The sequence below is a fragment of the Citrobacter sp. CK198 genome (assembly GCF_030333295.1).
In the GTDB taxonomy this organism is placed as follows: Bacteria; Pseudomonadota; Gammaproteobacteria; order Enterobacterales; family Enterobacteriaceae; genus Citrobacter_B; species Citrobacter_B koseri.
Window position 1 is genome coordinate 17,706 of sequence record NZ_JAOWGE010000032.1, and the last position, 18,365, is coordinate 36,070.

Annotated in this window: 15 protein-coding genes and 2 pseudogenes; 14 read left to right on the top strand and 3 right to left on the bottom strand. The window is 53.3% G+C overall.

The window, feature by feature from the left end; all coding sequences use genetic code 11:
* Nucleotides 1–4: 4 nt before the first annotated feature.
* From tssH to OGY62_RS14615, 9 genes and pseudogenes are all read left to right on the top strand, one after another.
* Complete coding sequence (gene tssH / locus OGY62_RS14575; protein WP_286460149.1) at nt 5–2,755, top strand: type VI secretion system ATPase TssH; 2,751 nt, start codon at nt 5–7, stop codon at nt 2,753–2,755.
* Nucleotides 2,752–3,483, top strand: a complete 732-nt coding sequence (vasI, locus tag OGY62_RS14580) for a type VI secretion system-associated protein VasI (RefSeq protein WP_058668088.1) — start codon at nt 2,752–2,754, stop codon at nt 3,481–3,483. The genes tssH and vasI overlap by 4 nt, the downstream gene beginning before the upstream one ends.
* Nucleotides 3,484–3,487: 4 nt before the next feature.
* Complete coding sequence (tssA, locus tag OGY62_RS14585) at nt 3,488–4,903, top strand: type VI secretion system protein TssA (RefSeq protein WP_058668087.1); 1,416 nt, start codon at nt 3,488–3,490, stop codon at nt 4,901–4,903.
* A 51-nt stretch (nt 4,904–4,954) separates the two neighbouring features.
* The gene (gene tssM, locus OGY62_RS14590) at nt 4,955–8,443 is read left to right on the top strand and encodes a type VI secretion system membrane subunit TssM (protein ID WP_502873552.1); all 3,489 of its coding nucleotides are present in this window, start codon (nt 4,955–4,957) and stop codon (nt 8,441–8,443) included.
* 9 nt (nt 8,444–8,452) lie between these two features.
* Nucleotides 8,453–9,833, top strand: a pseudogene (locus OGY62_RS14595) (VasL domain-containing protein); the annotation flags it as partial.
* Nucleotides 9,817–10,296, top strand: coding sequence for an Hcp family type VI secretion system effector (locus tag OGY62_RS14600; protein ID WP_058668084.1), 480 nt, complete (start codon nt 9,817–9,819; stop codon nt 10,294–10,296). The pseudogene OGY62_RS14595 and the gene OGY62_RS14600, both read left to right, overlap by 17 nt.
* A 140-nt stretch (nt 10,297–10,436) precedes the next feature.
* Nucleotides 10,437–10,907 (top strand): glucosaminidase domain-containing protein, encoded by a 471-nt coding sequence (locus OGY62_RS14605; protein WP_286460151.1) that lies wholly within the window; start codon nt 10,437–10,439, stop codon nt 10,905–10,907.
* 290 nt (nt 10,908–11,197) lie between these two features.
* Entirely contained in the window at nt 11,198–11,536 is a 339-nt protein-coding gene (locus OGY62_RS14610; protein ID WP_248623388.1) for a hypothetical protein, read from the top strand.
* 115 nt (nt 11,537–11,651) lie between these two features.
* Entirely contained in the window at nt 11,652–12,167 is a 516-nt protein-coding gene (locus OGY62_RS14615) for a hypothetical protein (RefSeq protein WP_286460152.1), read from the top strand.
* A 152-nt stretch (nt 12,168–12,319) separates the two neighbouring features.
* On the opposite strand, the gene OGY62_RS14620 is transcribed toward OGY62_RS14615, so the two are convergent.
* Complete coding sequence (locus OGY62_RS14620) at nt 12,320–13,081, bottom strand: lipoprotein YafT (protein ID WP_286460154.1); 762 nt, start codon at nt 13,079–13,081, stop codon at nt 12,320–12,322.
* Between the two features lie 156 nt (nt 13,082–13,237).
* Between OGY62_RS14620 and OGY62_RS14625 the strand changes: the two genes are divergently transcribed.
* Nucleotides 13,238–13,396: an AlpA family phage regulatory protein gene (locus tag OGY62_RS14625; protein ID WP_072271835.1), complete on the top strand. Its 159-nt coding sequence runs from the start codon at nt 13,238–13,240 to the stop codon at nt 13,394–13,396.
* Nucleotides 13,397–13,461: 65 nt separating this feature from the next.
* The gene (locus OGY62_RS14630; protein ID WP_125336793.1) at nt 13,462–13,776 is read left to right on the top strand and encodes a hypothetical protein; all 315 of its coding nucleotides are present in this window, start codon (nt 13,462–13,464) and stop codon (nt 13,774–13,776) included.
* Here OGY62_RS14630 and OGY62_RS14635 read toward each other — a convergent pair.
* Nucleotides 13,743–14,784, bottom strand: a pseudogene (locus OGY62_RS14635) (IS3 family transposase); the annotation flags it as partial. The gene OGY62_RS14630 and the pseudogene OGY62_RS14635 sit on opposite strands and share 34 nt — an antisense overlap.
* Nucleotides 14,785–14,842: 58 nt before the next feature.
* Entirely contained in the window at nt 14,843–15,181 is a 339-nt protein-coding gene (locus tag OGY62_RS14640) for an Arm DNA-binding domain-containing protein (RefSeq protein WP_214143690.1), read from the bottom strand.
* Between the two features lie 285 nt (nt 15,182–15,466).
* On the opposite strand from OGY62_RS14640, the gene OGY62_RS14645 reads away from it, so the two are divergent.
* The 3 genes from OGY62_RS14645 to dnaB-PI are packed head-to-tail and all read left to right on the top strand — an operon-like array spanning nt 15,467 to nt 18,364.
* Nucleotides 15,467–16,369 (top strand): ParA family protein, encoded by a 903-nt coding sequence (locus OGY62_RS14645; RefSeq protein ID WP_064290568.1) that lies wholly within the window; start codon nt 15,467–15,469, stop codon nt 16,367–16,369.
* Nucleotides 16,366–17,031, top strand: coding sequence for a hypothetical protein (locus OGY62_RS14650; protein ID WP_286460162.1), 666 nt, complete (start codon nt 16,366–16,368; stop codon nt 17,029–17,031). The genes OGY62_RS14645 and OGY62_RS14650 overlap by 4 nt, the downstream gene beginning before the upstream one ends.
* Nucleotides 17,024–18,364, top strand: a complete 1,341-nt coding sequence (gene dnaB-PI / locus OGY62_RS14655) for an SPI-7-type island replicative DNA helicase (RefSeq protein ID WP_286460164.1) — start codon at nt 17,024–17,026, stop codon at nt 18,362–18,364. The genes OGY62_RS14650 and dnaB-PI overlap by 8 nt, the downstream gene beginning before the upstream one ends.
* The last annotated feature ends 1 nt before the right edge of the window (nt 18,365 follow it).

Below are 18,365 nucleotides of genomic sequence, written 5' to 3' on the forward strand. Positions count from 1 at the left end.
ACATATGATCCAGATTAATCTGACCTCTCTGGTTAAGCATCTTAACCCGTTTTCCCGGCAGGCGCTGGAGGCGGCGGCGGCAGAGTGTATGAGCCAGCAGGCAACGGAAATCACCGTGGCGCATGTGCTGTTGCAGATGCTGGCAGCGGTGCGCAGTGACGTGAGGGTGATTGCTGAGCGGGCAGAAATCGACACAAATGCGCTTCGCCGGGCGCTGACGGTAGAAAATTACGTGACGGCGCGAGCGACAGACAGTTATCCGGCATTTTCGCCGATGCTGGTCGAGTGGCTGAAAGAGGGCTGGCTGCTGGCCTCTGCCGAGATGCAGCATAGCGAGCTGCGCGGTGGAACACTGCTGCTGGCTCTGCTGCATTCGCCGCTGCGCTATGTCCCGTCTGCCGCCGCCAGGTTGCTCACCGGTATCAACCGCGATCGCCTGCAACAGGACTTCGGCGAGTGGACGCGCGAGTCGGCGGAGTCAGTCGTACCGGACGCTGGCGGGCAGACCGTCGGCACCACAGCCGATACCGGCGACAGTCTGCTTGGTCGTTATGCCAAAAACATGACTGCAGACGCCTGCAACGGCAAACTTGATCCGGTGCTGTGCCGCGACCATGAAATTGATCTGATGATCGACATTCTCTGTCGCCGCCGCAAAAACAACCCGGTCGTGGTCGGCGAAGCGGGTGTCGGTAAGAGTGCGCTAATTGAAGGACTGGCGTTGCGCATTGTCGCAGGCCAGGTGCCGGACAAACTGCGCGACACCGACATTATGACGCTCGATCTCGGCGCATTGCAGGCAGGGGCATCGGTGAAGGGCGAGTTTGAAAAACGCTTTAAGGGGCTGATGGCAGAAGTGAGTCAGTCACCGAAACCGATCATTCTGTTTATCGATGAGGCGCACACCCTGATTGGCGCGGGTAACCAGCAGGGCGGACTGGATATCTCCGGCCTGCTGAAACCGGCACTTGCGCGCGGCGAGCTGAAAACTATCGCCGCCACCACCTGGCGCGAGTACAAAAAATACTTCGAGAAAGACGCCGCACTGTCACGCCGTTTCCAGCTTGTGAAGGTGAGTGAGCCGACTGCGGCGGAGGCGACCATTATCCTGCGCGGCCTGTCGGCGGTATATGAGCAGTCCCACGGCGTGCTGATTGACGATGACGCGTTACAGGCCGCGGCGACGTTGAGCGAACGTTACCTCTCTGGTCGTCAGTTGCCGGATAAAGCCATCGATGTGCTGGATACCGCCTGCGCGCGGGTGGCGATTAACCTCTCGTCGCCGCCGAAGCAAATTTCGGCGCTGACCACCTTAAGCCACCAATGCGAGGCGGAAATGCGCCAGCTTGAGCGCGAGATCCGCATCGGCCTGCGGTCGGATACCTCACGGCTGACTGACGTTATCGTTCAGTATGACGAAACGCTGGCCGAACTGGATGAACTGGAAGCGGCATGGCACCAGCAGCAGGCGCTGGTTCAGGAAATTATTGCGCTGCGTAAGGAGCTACTGGACGAAACGGAAGCCAGCAGTAGTGAAGATATCACGCTACCGAACTCTGACGATAACGCCGCATCAACGGATGAACCCGTTGCAGAACCGACGGATGCGACACCTGGCATTCCTCCTGCCATCCGTCTCGCACAGCTAACTGCTGAACTGGAGATTCTGCACCATACGCAACTGCTGGTTTCTCCGCACGTTGATAAAAAGCAAATCGCCGCCGTCATTGCCGAATGGACAGGCGTGCCGCTTAATCGCCTGTCGCAGAACGAAATGTCAGTGATTACTGACTTACCTCAGTGGCTGGGCGATACCATCAAGGGCCAGGATCTGGCGATCGGGCACCTGCACAAACACCTGCTTACCGCCCGCGCCGATCTGCGCCGTCCGGGGCGGCCGCTCGGCGCGTTCCTGCTGGCCGGTCCCAGCGGTGTGGGCAAAACCGAAACCGTGCTGCAATTGGCTGAGCTGCTCTACGGTGGTCGTCAGTACCTCACCACCATCAATATGTCGGAGTTCCAGGAGAAACACACCGTTTCGCGACTGATTGGTTCGCCGCCGGGCTATGTTGGCTACGGGGAGGGGGGCGTGCTGACCGAAGCGATTCGTCAGAAACCGTATTCCGTGGTGCTGCTCGACGAAGTGGAAAAAGCCCACCCGGACGTACTCAACCTGTTCTACCAGGCGTTTGACAAGGGCGAGATGGCCGATGGCGAAGGCCGTCTAATTGACTGTAAAAACATCGTCTTTTTCCTCACCTCCAACCTTGGTTATCAGGTGATTGTCGAACATGCGGATAACCCGGAAACCATGCATGACGCGCTGTACCCGGTGCTGGCGGATTTCTTCAAACCTGCGCTGCTGGCTCGCATGGAAGTGGTGCCGTATCTACCGCTGTCGCGTGAAACGCTCTCCGTCATTATTGCCGGGAAGCTGGCGCGGCTGGACAACGTACTACGCGCCCGCTTCAGTGCGGAGGTGGTGATTGAACCGGAAGTGACCGACGAAATCATGCAGCGTGTCACCCGCGCCGAAAACGGCGCGCGGATGCTGGAATCGGTTATCGATGGCGAGATGCTCCCGCCACTGTCCCTGCTGCTGTTGCAGAAAATGGCGGCGAACGTCGCCATTGTCCGTATCGTGCTGGGCGTGACGAACGGCGCGTTTACCGCTGACGTTGAAGATGCGCCGGATGACAGCCTTGTAGAAAACATGCAGTCAGAACCGGAAACAGAGGACGAAACCGTTCTATGAGCAGAATGCAGATGCTCTTGATCATGCTGCTGCTGCCGGGATTATTCCCCGGCGCAGTACAGGCGGAAACACCTGCGAAACAGGCGGTTGCCGTACTGCCGGGGATTGTGGTGCCGGAAACCTACGCACAGACAACGCTCAGGGCCATGATGGCCTGTCGCCGGGAGCCTGCTGCGCTGGAGCGTCTCGACTGCTATGACCATATCTTGGCACCGGAGCAACCCGGTTTTGATGGCGCGCTGGTAAAGGCCCGTTATGAAGGTGAAGCCTGGAAGCGGGCCTTCACTCAGGAAAAGCAGCGTCCGGACAATTCCACCACACTGATGATGACGCAGAGCAGCGGTGGAGAGCGGCCAACGGTAATTATCACCACGCCCGCCATCGGCAACGTGCCGCCGCGTCCGGTGCTGATGTTCAGTTGCGTGGACAACATCACCCGGATGCAGGTGGCGCTGACGCATACCATGACGCCTGACGACATCGCCGTCACGCTGAGCACCGACGCCGGACGTTTTCAGTCGCGCTGGTTTATCCGCGAGAACGGCACGCTGCTGGAGTCCAGCCGGGGCTTATCCGGCATTGACGAAATCAAACAGCTTTTCGGCGCAAAGACCCTGACTATCGACACCGGTACGGAAAGCGCCGCCGGGAAACTGACCTTTAACATTGACGGGCTGGCGAAAACCATCGCGCCGCTGCGCGACGCCTGCCACTGGGCAGGAGAGTAACACTATGAACTTACGTGATCCGGATATCTGGATTTCGCACCTGCTGGAAAATCTGCCGGAAGACAAACTGGCCTGCGCGCTGAAAGACGATAATCCTGACTGGGAATATATCGACGGCGAAATGCTCAAACTCGGCTCGCTGGCTCACAGCCAGCTTGATATCCCGGAAATTCAGCGCCGGGGGCTGGTGCTTCTGGCCTCGGAAAGCAAGGATTTTCGCCTGCTGGCCCATCTGCTGCGTACGCTACAACATGCCGGTGATCCGTTGCTGGCGCTGCATTTACTGGCGCTGTACGTGGAGCATTACTGGACGGTGGCGGCACCGGGTATGACGCACAAAAAACGTTTTGCCGCCCAGGTCATAAAGCGTTTTGAAGCAGGCGCTGGCGAGTTTTCCCGTCAGACGAATACCACTCAACGCGATCTGCTCCTGGGCGAGTTGGCAAAACTGGCGCTGCTCTGGCAGAGCAATAACGCCGTCGAACTGGCGCAGGCAACGGACAATATTGCCGCGCTGTACCAGCGGGCGTTTCGCGACAGCGAACCTGCCGCGACGCCCGTTTCTGCACAATCTGCCGTCACGTCTGTGCAGCCTTCTGCCGCGCCTGTAGCGTCTGCCTCTACGCCGTCACCGGTAGCTTCCGCGCCGGTGGTGAATATCGACAGCCATGACGACAAAACCTGGCGCGATACGTTGCTGAAAGTCGCCGCCATTTTATGTGAACGCCAGCCGGATGCCCCATTGGGCTACCGTCTGCGCCGCCATGCGCTGTGGCTGGCAATTACCTCCGCGCCGCAGGCTGAAAGTAACGGACGCACGTCGCTGGCCGCATTCCCTGTCGATATGATGGATGATTATCAGGCGCGCCTGAATAATGCCGATATGGTGTTGTGGCAACAGGTAGAGAAAAGCGTACTTCTGGCGCCCTACTGGTTTGACGGTCATTACCTTTCAGCACAGGCTGCGCAGCGGCTGGGCTACATCGCCGTGGCAGAGGCTATCCGTGAGGAAGCTGGTGGCTTTCTTACCCGTCTGCCCCAGCTTTCCACCCTACTGTTTAACGACCATACGCCCTTTATCAGCAGCCAGACAAAACAGTGGATTACCGCCACCGCTTCCTCCGGCCAGCCCGCATCAGCACAGCAATCCGGTGAGGAATGGCAGACCGCCAGAGCCTGTTTTACTGAACAGGGGCTGGAAGCAGCATTACGGTATCTGGATACGCTGCCCGAAGGCTCCCCCCGCGATCAGTTTTATCGGCAGTATTCCGGCGCACAGCTTATGGAAGAGGCCGGACTGATCACACTGGCACAGCAGCAGTACCGGATATTGTTCACGACGGGCTTACGGATGGCGCTGGCAGACTGGGAGCCATCGTTGCTTGAGCAGCTTGAACAGAAGTTCACGGCAGAACAGTAAGAGATAACAGGAGTTTTTGTGAGATTACCGACCCCCCGAATATTCAGTGGCATGAGATCTGTCCTGCGACCCGCGATGCCAAGGTTTAAGGTCTCTGCGTTTTGGTTGCTGGTGTTGGCATGGATTGTGCTGCTGGTATGGATCTGGTGGAAAGGCCCGACATGGTCACTGTACGACGAACAGTGGCTTAAACCGCTGGCGAACCGCTGGCTGGCGACGGCGGCATGGGGAATTATCGCCCTGGGGTGGCTTACCGTCCGGGTGATGAAACGCCTGCAACAGTTTGAGAATCAACAAAAACAGCAACGTGAGGAAGCGCAGGACCCGCTAAGTGTTGAGCTGAATGCGCAACAGCGTTACCTCGACAGGTGGCTGCTGCGCCTGCAACGCCATCTCGATAACCGTCGTTACCTGTGGCAACTGCCGTGGTATATGGTCATCGGTCCTGCCGGAAGCGGTAAAACCGCACTGTTACGGGAAGGTTTTCCGTCCGATGTTATTTATACGCTGGAAACTGTGCGCGGCGCAGAACAACGTGTGTACCTGACGCCGCATGTTGGCAAACAGGCGGTGATTTTTGATGTTGACGGCGTACTCTGCGAACAGCCGGATGCTGATGTCCTGCACCGTCGGTTATGGGAGCACGTTCTGGACTGGCTGGTGGAAAAACGCGCCCGCCAGCCGCTGAACGGGATCATTATCACTCTTGACTTACCCGACCTGTTGACGGCTGACAAACGCCGCCGCGAACATCTGCTACAGACGCTGCGCAGCCGGTTGCAGGATGTGCGCCAGCACCTTCACTGCCAGCTACCGGTTTACCTGGTGCTGACGCGGCTGGATTTATTACACGGCTTTGCCGCCCTGTTTCAGTCACTGGATAAAAAAGATCGCGATACGATTCTGGGCGTGACCTTCACCCGCCGCGCCCATGAAAACGAGGACTGGCGCGCAGAGCTGGATGCTTTCTGGCAGACATGGTGTGAGCGAATGAACCACGCCATGCCGGATCTGATGCTCACGCAGACGCATATGCGCAGTTCCCTGTTCAGTTTTTCCCGCCAGATACAGGGGAGCCGGGACGACCTGAAAGCCCTGCTCGACGGCCTGCTGGACGGTGAAAATATGGATGTGATGTTGCGCGGCGTATACCTGACTTCGTCGCTGCAACGGGGTCAGATGGATGATCTTTTTACGCAGTCTGCCGCCAGGCAGTACCGGCTGGACGGCAGTCCGCTGAGCGCCTGGCCGCTGGTGGATACCGCATCTTACTTTACCCGTAATCTGTTTCCACAGGCACTGCTGGCCGAGCCGAATCTGGCCGGAGAAAGCCGCGCCTGGCTGATAAGCAGCCGTCGCCGTCTGACCGCTTTTTCCGTCGTGGGTGGGGTGGCGGCATTGTTGTTAATCACCGGCTGGCACCATTATTACAATAACAACTACGCCTCCGGTGTTCAGGTGCTGAAACAGGCAGAAGCGTTTATGGCGATCACTCCCCCACAGGGGATGGATGACTACGGTAATCTGCAACTGCCGCTGCTTAACCCGGTGCGCGACGCAACGCTGGCCTACGGCGACTGGGATGACCGCAGCCGCCTCGCCGATATGGGGCTGTATCAGGGCAGGCGTATCGGCCCGTATGTGGAACAAACTTATCTGCAACTGCTGGAGCAACGCTACCTTCCTGCGCTGTTTAACGGTCTGGTCAAAGAGATGAATGCCGCCCCGCCGGAAAGCGAAGAAAAGCTTGCGGTGCTGCGTGTCATGAGAATGCTGGAAGACAAAAGCGGGCGTAATGATGAGGTGGTGAAGCAGTATATGGCGAAGCGCTGGAGCGGTGAATTCCACGGCCAGCGGGATATTCAGGCACAACTGATGTCGCACCTCGACTACGCACTGAAGCATACTGACTGGCACGCGGAGCGGGCAGCAGGCGACGGTGACGCCATCAGTCGCTGGACGCCGTATGATAAACCGGTCGTCGATGCACAGCATGAACTGAGTAAACTGCCGGTTTACCAGCGCGTATACCAGAGCCTGAAAACACGGGCGCTGGGCGTGCTGCCCGCTGATCTGAATCTGCGCGATCAGGTTGGACCGACATTCGAACAGGTGTTCGTTTCCTCAGATGATAACAAACTGGTGGTTCCACAGTTCCTCACCCGTTACGGTCTGCAAAGTTATTTTGTCAAACAGCGCGATGCGCTGATTGAGCTGACGGCGATGGATTCCTGGGTGCTGAACCTGACCCACAGTGTGAAATACAGCGAAGCCGACCGGGCAGAAATCCAGCGTCAGCTGACCGAACAGTATCTCAGCGACTACACCGCCACCTGGCGGGCGGGAATGGACAACCTTAACGTGCGTGACTATGAGTCCATTGCGCAACTGACCGGCGCACTGGAGCAGATTATCAGCGGCGATCAGCCGTTACAGCGGGCGCTGACGGCGCTGCGGGATAACACGCAGCCTGCGGTTCTCTCTGAAAAACTTTCTGATAAAGAGCGTGAAGACGCACAGGCAGAGCCGGATTACCGCTTGCTGACGCGTCTCGGCCATGAGTTTGCGCCGGAAAACAGCACGCTGGCGGTACAGAATAACAGGGAAAATACCTTTCAGGCGGTATATCAGCAGTTAACGGAACTGCACCGCTACCTGCTGGCTATCCAGAATGCGCCGGTGCCGGGGAAATCGGCGCTGAAAGCCGTCCAGCTCCGTCTTGACCAGAACAGCAGTGACCCTATATTTGCCACGCGACAAATGGCGAAAACCCTGCCCGCGCCGCTTAACCGCTGGGTAGGCAAGCTGGCGGATCAGGCCTGGCATGTGGTGATGGTGGAAGCGGTGCACTATATGGAAATTGACTGGCGCGACAGTGTGGTGAAACCGTTCAATGAACAGCTGGCTGGCAATTATCCATTTAATCCGCGTTCATCACAGGATGCGTCGCTGGACGCTTTTGAAAGATTCTTTAAACCGGATGGCGTGCTGGATACCTTTTATCAGCAGAACCTGAAACTGTTTATGGAAAACGACCTGAGTCTGGAAGACGGCGATAACGCCGTGATTATTCGTGAGGATATCCGTAACCAGCTTGAGAGGGCGCAAAAAATCCGCGACATCTTCTTCAGCAAACAGAACGGGCTGGGTACCTCATTTGCGGTGGAGACCGTTTCGCTTTCCGGGAACAAACGCCGCAGCGTACTGAACCTCGACGGTCAGTTAGTCGATTACAGTCAGGGGCGTAACTACACCGCGCACCTGGTCTGGCCGAACAACATGCGCGAGGGCAATGAAAGCAAACTGACGCTGGTTGGTGTCAGCGGTGGTGCTCCACGCAGCATCAGCTTCAGTGGGCCGTGGGCGCAGTTCCGCCTGTTCGGGGCCGGTCAGTTAACCAGCGTGGACGAGGGAACGTTCAGCGTGCGCTTTAATGTGGACGGCGGCGAGATGGTCTACCGGATACACGCTGATACCGAAGACAACCCGTTCAGCGGCGGGCTGTTCAGCCAGTTTCGGCTGTCGGATACGCTGTACTGAGGAGGCGGGATGAGCAACGATATACTGACCCAAACTATCGTGACAGGCAGCGATCCGCGCAATCTGCCGGAGTTCATTGCTGTTCGCGAGGAAATCAACAAGGCCAGCCACCCGTCGCAACCGGAAATGAACTGGAGGCTGGTGGAATCGCTGGCGCTGACCATTTTTAAGGCCAACGGTGTGGATTTGCACACGGCTACCTACTACACCCTGGCGCGTACCCGCACGCAGGGGCTGGCCGGTTTTTGTGAAGGAGCCGAACTGCTGGCGGCAATGATTACCCATGAATGGGACATATTCTGGCCGCAGGGTGGGCCTGCACGCACCGAAATGCTGGACTGGCTCAACACCCGTACCGGAAATATCCTGCGTCAGCAGACATCCTTTGCGGAAAACGACCTGCCGCTGCTGTACCGCACCGAGCGGGCCTTACAGCTTATCTGTGACAAGCTCCAGCAGGTGGAGCTGAGGCGCCAGCCGCGCGTGGAGAACCTGCTGTATTTTGTGCAGAACACGCGCAAACGGCTGGAGCCGCAACCCCGGAATCATGCAGGTGCCGCCACACAGACCGCCGTCAGAACACTGGTCTATGCCCCGGAAAGTACCGCGCCCACGGCCACTGAGACTGTCTCTCCACTCCCTGAGCTGCCGGAGATGCGGGTGGAAGTCCGTGGTCTGGCGGATAATGGCGGTATCGCCGGTCAGGGCAGCCTGGTAAAAGGTTTTATGGCGGGATTCATCGTGACCGCGGTTATCGCCGTCGCGCTCTGGTGGTGGCAGGTGTACCCGATGCAGCGGCAACTGGCACAGGTCAGGGATACGGCACAGGGCGCGGCAACGGTCTGGCTGACATCACCTGACCTGGACAGTTACGGGCAACGGCTGCAACAGCTTCCTGATACCCCGCCATTGCAGTTGCTGGAGACGGGTATGCAGATGGCCCGTACCGCCGACAGCCGCTGGCCGGAGAGCCTGCAACAACAGCAGGCGAGTGCGAAATGGAATGAAACGCTGAGAACCCGCGCACAGGGCAGTCCACAACTGCGCGGCTGGCTCCAGACCCGCCAGAATTTACATGCCTTTGCAGACCTGGTGATGCAGCGCGAGAAAGAGGGGCTGACCCTTTCCTATATAAAGAATGTTATCTGGCAGGCAGAGCGGGGGCTGGGGCAAGAAACACCGCTGGAATCCCTGCTGACGCAGTACCAGGACGCCCGCGCACAGGGACAGAATACTGAGGCGTTGGAAAAACAGATTAATGAACGGCTGGATGGCGTGTTAAGCCGTTGGCTGTTGTTGAAAAACGGCGGAATGCCGGAAACGACAACTGAAACCAAATCCGAAAAATAACGACGAAATCAAAGGAGTTTATCATGGCAAATCCGGTTTATCTGACGCTGAACGGAGATCTTCAGGGACTGATCTCCGCTGGCTGCTCTTCTATGGCCTCTATTGGCAACAAAGCGCAGATTACGCATATGGATCAGATTATGGTGCTGGGTTTGTCCCACGGACTGACTCGTGCACAGAACGTCAATCATCAGACGCTGGTGATCCAGAAGCCGGTGGACAAGTCCTCCCCATTACTGACTAAAGCCATCAGCGAAAATGAGTGTCTGACCTGTGACTTTGAGTATTACCGTACCAACCGCTTCGGCATTAATGAACTGTATTACAAAGTGAAGCTGATTAACGCCCACATCGCCAGTATTGCACATAATGTGCCACACACAATCACCAACAGCGAGGGGCAACCGGAAGAGTCAGTATCACTGACCTATGAAAGTATTACCCAGGAACACTGTATTGCCGGAACCAGTGCGTACAGTCTGTGGGAGGCGCGACTTTTTTAGCGTGAATAATTGAAAATGCAAAGGAGGTCGTATCGTATGAAATTGAGAATTAGCAGGGCGGTGGGTGTTAGTCAGCCAAATAATATTGGTGACGTCAAAAAAATTCAGATGCTACTGACAGAGCTATTCGTGACGATAAGATGGAATCGCTGAAAGAAGACGGGTTATGGGGGCCTAAGACATTTTCCAGGTTAGTTTACTTTCAGACAAACTTCGTTCATTTGCCTCACGCTGATGCCATCGTTAACCTGCATGGTCCAACCTTCAGAAGGTTAAATCAGGCGAATGCTGTGGCTTATCATAGTGCTTCAACTCATCAGAAGCAGGCCGTGGTAGTACCGGATAGCAATCAGCTTCAACAATTAGCACAGCGAGTGTCATTGCCCTTACCGGCAATTAAATCTGCATGGATAAACAGGGCATTACCTGCGGCCATTAATGTTAAACGTAACTGGGGAGTTCCGATAGAGGTGACTATTGCTCAAGGCGCATTTGAATCAGGCTGGGGACGTAAGGCGAAAGGCGGAGCATATTTTGGTGTGAAAGGAAAATCTCCGGAAGGTAAGTCAATAACATTTACAACACATGAAAATTATGATGACAATCAGTAAAGATTAAGGACAGTTTTCGCTCTTACGATTCTTTAGAGCAATCAGCTGATGATTATGGTCGATTCCTTAGTGTTAACAAGCGTTATGCAGCTGCATTTTCTTATCCGAATGATCCTGAGAATTTATACATGAGATTGCTAAAGCAGGGTATGCCACAAATCCTGCTTATGAAAAGAACATAGTTAACATTATTAGAACTACCGGAATAAAAGATTATGATACTGTGTGGGGGGGGGAGTATCCATGTGTTATATTAATCCACTGCATTACTTTAGTATGTTGGAGTGAAAATGAAAAAGTCTATATTTATAACATTGCTTAGCTATATGGCTTTAACTGCAAATGCATTTTCAGCCGAGTTACCACCGATTATGCAACTGGTCAAGAAGACGCTTGAAGAGAAAAAGCTTCTTGTATCTCCGGAATGTACGGATTACCTTTATATACCAGACAATGAACCGGGTGTGGATGTAGTTAATGTCGTTGAAAAACACGGTGGAAGTTGCTCGGGCGATCCACAAACACAACCCAGATTATTCAGTGTCTCCGTGGGTAAAAAAACACATAAGATGAAGTCGGATATTAATGATCCTGAAGATGGTACTCTTTCTCCTCTTCCAGAAACGTAAACGCTCTCTTCTGACAATGTTGACGCAAGAATCAGGTAACAATTACTGGATCGAAGGCATTTATCATGATTACTCCTGTTTATCTGAACGGGTAGCGTAAACACAGGAGATAATTGTGGTTTATTATAAGAATGATCCAGTCTTGATTTCTGATATTTTCTGCAAAAAATATCTTAATGTCGCAGCAAACATTGAAAAAGTAAGATTACTGAGGGGGAAAGACATCCCTGACTGGCCGCACTGGTGTTTTTTACCCATAAAATACTGGATGCTGCTGTTTATGGACAAACCGGATATTTCCTTCACGCATGAACTCTGGCAGGAACTACAGAAATTTTCGGTACCGGGAGCTTGGCGCTACAGCAAAGGGATTTATACCCTGCATCGGTTAGTATTAAACACACTGACCGACACGCCCTTGTCTGAAGCACCCCTGTGGATATCTTTCTGCGCCATTCCTGAATGGTGTATCTATGTGAGACCCCCAGGGATGCATATTGACAGTGAGTGTCAACCTGGTACGTACCCGACTCGCCCAAAACTGGTGAAAACTAAAAAGGGATTCAGACTTCTTCCGGCGAATGGCCTCGGTACTGGACTGTCGGTGAGGATACGGAGCGGCATTCGATGATGCTACGGTCAGTGCTGTGAGTGGGCGGCAAGTTCGTGCCCATTTGTGGAGTGGACGCTGGCATGGCTTCTGGTCTGGAAAAAGAGATGGCTCAGAGAACAGGAAATTTTGCCGCCACAAATTATTGGCGGCAGGCGAAGTGAAGGTGTTAATTACTGATAGCGGTTTGCCAGGTCTTTAATCACTGTGGCAAAGGTTTTTTGCTTTAACTGAGCGATCTGCTGTTCTGTGATCGGTGTTTTTCCGGTGAGTGGCTGGAGAATATTATCTTCGTAGTTAACAGGAGACCAGGTTGCCCATTCGCCCGTCGCCACATCCACGAGGGCGAAACGCACCAGGTAGCGCAACGAGACTGAATCAGACAACGTTTCGTTTCGGAAATCCGACCAGATAGTGGTTTTTGTCGCAGTATTATACTTCCCCAGTTGTAGCGTATCCCAGTAAACAATGATCGCCTTTTGTTGTCCTTTTGCCGCAATATAACGTAGGGCTTGCATATAATTCATATTTTCGCTGTTGACGGCTTCTCCTTCTTCGTTTTTCACCTTATTACAGGAAATAGCTTTTTGCCTGTCGGGGATACCTGAAAATGTTGATATCCGATAATAGCGATTCATTTCCTGCTGCATGATCATTTCTGGTGCACGATTGCCAGACTGGACCAGAATGACGGCAGAGTTCAGCGGGACGCTGAATTTCTCACCATCCAGTGCGGCCTGGATATCTTCTTCTGAAACGGCAAGCGTGGTCTCGTTGCCGAAGATATCTTTATCTGTTAACTGATTGGGAGTATTTTTACTGATGCCACTCTCCGTTCTGGGTAGGGATTTTTTATTTGCATCAATTGGGGAATGGATACAGGCACTCAATAAAAATATTGCGGCGCATAAACATATCATTGAACAGATTTTCATATATTTTCCTGAAAATGGATGTTAGATGTGGATGTAATTATAAAGCTCTGGTTGTTGTTATGACTATATCCTGTTGTTGATAATTTTAGGAGAATTGTTTTTATATTCATGAATCAAATGAAATGATCTAATTTGATATTTTCTGTTTATTTTTGATTGGTTTCTCATCGATTCCTGCGATTGCGACAGGTTCTGGATAAAATCGGTCTCAAGCGTTCTCAGGTTTACGCCTACATGAAAACGGGACATTTCCTCAAATCCGTCAGGATTGGGCCTGCCAGTGTGGTCTGGCTTGAATCGGAGATTGATGGTTAGATTAATGCGAAAATAAACAGTCGCTGACCGTCTTTCTGTTACTCACTGACTTATTCAGGATCATAATGATGAACATTGATCAGGGCATACTCATGCCTGTTGCACTGGATCAACTGTGGGCATTTGATTTAAATCCTCGTATTACCTGTAATCCGAATTACGATGATGTTTTCGTGATGGCGCTAACATCGTTTAATGGCCCGACAACGGGATTCTCACAGGAGCATATTCAGGATGAACTGACCGACCTGAGCAGCCAGACGCTGAATATTGACTATAACACGGTTGTACTGGTGACAGATACCCGCGCACAAAAGCGCACCTCAATACTCGGTATCTACGTCCTGATATCACTGAGAGCATGTTGCAGTGTCATGTAGCCGACAGCGGGAGCCCACTCGTTCTTTAGACTACGGAACACTCTCTCCATCGGCGAGTTATCCAGGCAGTTTCCCCGGCGGCTCATACTTTGTATCACGCAATTTCTCCACAAGAGCTGTCTGTATTTCTTACTCCTGTATTGCCCCCTGATCCGAATGAAAAATCAGACGCCCATCGCGCTGGCGAGTTTCCAGTGCATTACGTATTGCTCGGCAAACCAGCTATGCATCTGGCGACGAGACCCACAATCCTGCGTGAATAAAGGTCTATAACCAGCACCGGATAGCACCAACCACCACTTACCTTGATATAGCTGATATTGCCACTCCAGACCCGATTTGCTTGCGTCGGTGTGAACTGCCGTTTCAGCAAGTTCGGGGAGGCAGATGTTTCTTCCCCGACGTTTCGGTAGCGATGTTTCCCTGGTTGGCGGCTCTCCAGACCACATTCTTGCATCAACCTACGAGCCAGCCAACGTCCCACGTTATAACCGGAGCGACGCATTAGCAGACTCAGAGTTCGATTTCCGGCTGACCCCCGGCTCTGTTGATGTAACTCCCGCAAACGGCTTCTCAGATGCAGTCGGCTTATATCGACCGACCGCTTTAGCGATGCATAGTAAACGCTACGCGTTATTTTCAGCAGACGACACAACTCAATCACCGGCCATTTTGCTTTCAGCCGTGTGATTAATGCATAGATTTGACGGGTATTTCGCTCATCAACACGGCTGCCTGCTTTAGTATTTCTTTTTCCATTTCTGGTCTCTTAATTCGCGCCCTCAGTGACTGGATTTCACGTTGCTCGGACGTCAGAGCAGGATTATCCGGCGTCACGTCACTCACTTCGGCCTAATACTGACGTATCCATTTACGTAATTGGCTGGGGTCTGGTTCAAGAGTATGAGCGACCTCAACAGCAGACTGTTGATATTTAACAACCTGTTCAATCGCTTCGAGCTTAAATTCGGGAGAAAAACGGCGTTTGGTTTGTTTACGTTGGGTCATTATTCGCTTACCTCAATTTACTGTTGTTACAATTAACAGGCTATTGAGGTGTCCGGAATTACTGAGCCATTACAAGTCTCAGGCAATCGGTATGCCACAGGGTGGCGATATACTGAAACGTCAGAGATTCATCAACAATGATTTTTTCAGACCGACACTGTTGTGAAGGATTTAAACCTGATTTTAGTATCCGTTTAGTGGCATTGCGTTTTTCGCGGGCAAGGGCGGGTGAGGTTTCGGGATAAGAACCGAGTGGCACTCTTGATTCTTTTCCCTCAAAACGATATTTGAGATACCAGATAAGGGAACCGGGAAGATACAAATCGAGCGTGTTAACGAGCTTGTAGGGTTTATCAGAGGGTTTTGCACTGCGGACTTGTTTATCGGTTAATGCCATTTGGGGGGGCATTCCTTTATCGAACCAGGTTGACCACCAAAAGCCCCAGATACAGACAGATAAATAGATATCCGCTGGGAAGAGTTTTCCGCTAACTTATTGAACCCGCTACATATAGAGATTCATAGAAACGCGCAAAACAAGCAAGAAAGTGGTGCCCGGACTCGGAATCGAACCAAGGACACGGGGATTTTCAATCCGATCGTTGATTGCAAGTTAAATAGTAACATTTGTAATTATACTGTTGCTGCTGTGCATATCGAATAATTTTATTCGAGTGTGCCCATGGATAACGTTGTTACCAAGACTCAACACAAAGCGCGAATTGTCCCTGTAATTTCCACAAAAGGGGGCGAAGGAAAATCCACTCAAAGCGCCAACCTGGCCGGATTCCTGGCCGATGCCGGTAAAAAAGTCCTCCTTATCGATGGCGATCATTCCCAACCTACCGCCAGCAGCATATTCTCCCTGGAATACGAAGCGCCTAACGGTTTGTTTGAGCTCCTGATGAAGACCGTTGATTTGTCGCGGGTTGACCAAATTATTTCCCGTTCAGTTATCAAGAATCTGGACATCATCGTTTCCAACGATCCGCATGACCGCCTCTCTTCAGCTATGTTGCATGCCCCGGACGGCCGCATGCGTCTGCGCAATGTTCTACAGCATCCCTTATTCCAAAGTTACGATGCCATCATCATCGACTCCAAGGGTGCAGCATCCATCATGCTGGAGCTTATCCTGATTGCCAGCTCCTCGTTTGCAGTCGGTGTCATCAAGCCAATCCTGCCTGACACCCGTGAGTTTTTACGCGGCACGCTGGGGCTGATGGAAGGGCTCCTCCCACTGACTTGCTACGGCATTGCCATGCCTCAAGTGCGAATACTGACCAACTGCATGGAATACACCAACCTGGACTGGCAGACACTGGACAGCCTGCGCGGAATCATTGAGAACGACCAGTACCTGCGCGCTGACGCTTTTGACGTCTCCCTCCTTAATACCATCATTCCCAAGCTGGAAATCTACAAACTTGGCCATGCCTCTGGGCAGCCTGTTCACCGCCTGGAAAAAACCACCACGCGCACCTCCACGCTCGCCGCAGCAGACACCATGTATGACCTGGCCTGCGAGCTGTTCCCGGACTGGACTCCTGATTTCGATGCTATGCGTCAGGAGGCAAATCAATGAATATCGAACAACTTATCGCCTTGCTGAATGAACAGCGACAGTTGATTGCGCCAGCGCCTTGGGCGGTTCTTGACCTCTATGGCGACGCCATCACTGTGGTAGACGCCAATGGTTTTGAGCACTTGGAAATTCCCAACGTCGCGATAGTCCCCGACTGGGAAAAGCTCGGATTGCAACACTGGTCGGATGAAGGCGGCAGCCGTGAAGTGAGCCTTGAAGAGCAAAAAGCCAATGCACAATTAGCTATCGCTGCACCGCTGCTACTGGCACACATTAATGTTCTTAACGGCTACGTAGAAACCGCAGGGAATGCACTGCGTCGCATGCTGAACATGTATGAACTGATGATGGTACAGGCCAACCATTCAGATAGTTTTTACGATGCTGAATGCCTACAGGAAATGGCTGAGGCACCACTGGAGGCGGCCGCAGTGCTTGAGTATTTATGCGGTGATAAAGAGTTGAATGTTGAGTTGAAAGGAGCGACCTGCATCGGCTGCGGCTGTACTGACGGTTATGCCTGTGTTGACGAAAATCGTATGTCCTGCAGCTGGCTCAAGGTCAACCGCGAAACGGGGCTGGGCGTGTGTTCTCATTGCCCAGCATTCCTTAATCACTCACTGACTGCCGACGGCGATAAACCGGAGGTGCGTCATGACTGAGATGAAAATTCCTCACTCTGTCGATGCTGAGCAAGCCGTACTGGGCGGGCTGATGTTGGAGAACGCGCGCTGGGACGACGTGGTGTCCGTCCTGCGTGATGCTGATTTTTATATCTCGTCCCATCGCCGTGTTTTCCAGGCGATGGGGCAACTGGTGGCGGTAAACCAGCCTATCGATCTGATTACGCTGTCCGAGTCGCTTGAAAAGAACAATATGCTTAAGCAGGTTGGTGGTTTCGCTTATCTCGCTGAGATGTCCAAAAACACACCGAGTGCAGCGAACATCGAAGCGTATGCCAACATTGTCGCAGAGCGCAGCAGACTTCGTCGTCTGCTGGATCTGGGGCGAGCGTTAAGTGCCGAAGCCGTAGCCCCGCAGGCAAAATCTGAACTGTTGACAGAGCGGGTAGAGAAGCAACTCCTGGAGCTATCGGAGCAGGTGTATACCCGGCAAAATGTCTGCCTGATTGATGGCTTGGAAGCAGTCGCCAACCGGCTGGAAAGCGTCACTGGAGGAACCGGTGTGACCGGAACCCCAACAGGCTTGTCATTGGTCGATGAGATCACTTGTGGTCTGCAGGATGGAGAGCTGACTCTGCTGGCCGCGCGGCCAAGTATGGGTAAAACCGCATTTTCACTGGCGTGTTGCGTCGGTGCGCTGGAAGGTACTGATCGGCCGGTATTCTGCTTCAGCCTTGAGATGCCGCGAGAGCAATTGCTGCAGCGCTTCCTGGCGATGTTGGGCAGGGTGGATTTGACCCTGTTCCGCAATGGTCAGCTTGAGGATGAACATTGGGCGCGAATTTCCGACGCCATGGGGATTATGACGGCCTGGAATGACCGTCTGATAATTGATGACACGTCCGCGCTGACGCCTGCACAGTTGCGTTCGCTCGTACGTCGTTATACCCGCTTGTATGGTCGGCCGGCCCTCATCATGGTCGATTATCTGCAACTGATGCGGGCGCCTGATTTTGAAAACCGCACACAGGAAATCTCGGAAATCTCCCGCAATCTGAAGGCGCTGGCCAAAGACACACAATGCCCAGTGTTGGCGCTGTCGCAGCTGAATCGGACGCTTGAACAACGGGCTGACAAACGACCGATGAACAGTGACCTGCGCGACTCCGGTGCACTGGAGCAGGATGCCGATGTAATTGCCTTTATTTACCGGGACGAGGTGTATTACCCAGATTCTGAGGATGCCGGCACCGCCGAGATTATTTTTGGCAAGCAGCGGCAGGGACCAACCGGCATGGTGCGCGTTCAGTACGAGCAGCAATATACGGCATTCCGTGATTTGGTCATGCCTCAATTTCAGGGAGGGGCGTAAT